The 698-nt window shown below is 47.6% G+C and carries 1 protein-coding gene; it reads left to right on the plus strand.

The window, feature by feature from the left end:
• Positions 1 to 698: ATP-dependent DNA helicase (locus R7E78_RS26760; RefSeq protein ID WP_318058691.1), on the plus strand; the 698-nt coding region annotated here is incomplete at both ends.

Raw genomic sequence — 698 nt, forward strand, 5'->3', positions numbered from 1 at the left:
TTTACTCTGCATATTACTCCGTTATCGGTGGCAGATAAGTTCCATGAACAAATTGAAATCAAGCAAGGTGCGTGGATCTTCACCTCAGCAACGCTTGCGGTTTCTGGTGACTTTAAGCACTTTACCGATCGTCTCGGCTTAAAACCTAAACAACAGTTTTCGCTGCCATCGCCATTTGATTATGAAAAGCAGGCTCGCCTTTGTGTGCCTCGTTATCTTCCTGAGCCAAACAGCCCAGGCTTAGCGGACAAATTGGTGAGAATGTTAGCGCCAGTCATTGAAGAAAATGACGGTCGTTGTTTCTTCTTATGTACTTCTCACAGCATGATGCGTGAGTTGGGAGAGAAGTTCCGTGAGGTGTTGGATCTTCCGGTTCTTATGCAAGGTGAAATGAGCAAGCAAAAGACTCTTGCAGAGTTTATGGAGCTGGGTAACGCTTTGCTTGTGGCGACGGGGGCGTTTTGGGAAGGGATCGATGTTAGAGGTGACGCACTGAGCTGTGTTATCATCGACAAATTGCCGTTTACTGCCCCGGATGATCCGCTGCTAAAAGCCCGAATTGAAGATTGTCGATTGCGTGGTGGTGAGCCGTTTGCTGAAGTGCAAATCCCCGATGCGGTGATCACGTTAAAGCAGGGCGTAGGGCGTTTGATTCGAGATCAGAAAGATCATGGTGCATTGATCATTTGTGACAATCG

The sequence above is a fragment of the Vibrio sp. YT-19(2023) genome (genome assembly GCF_033337395.1).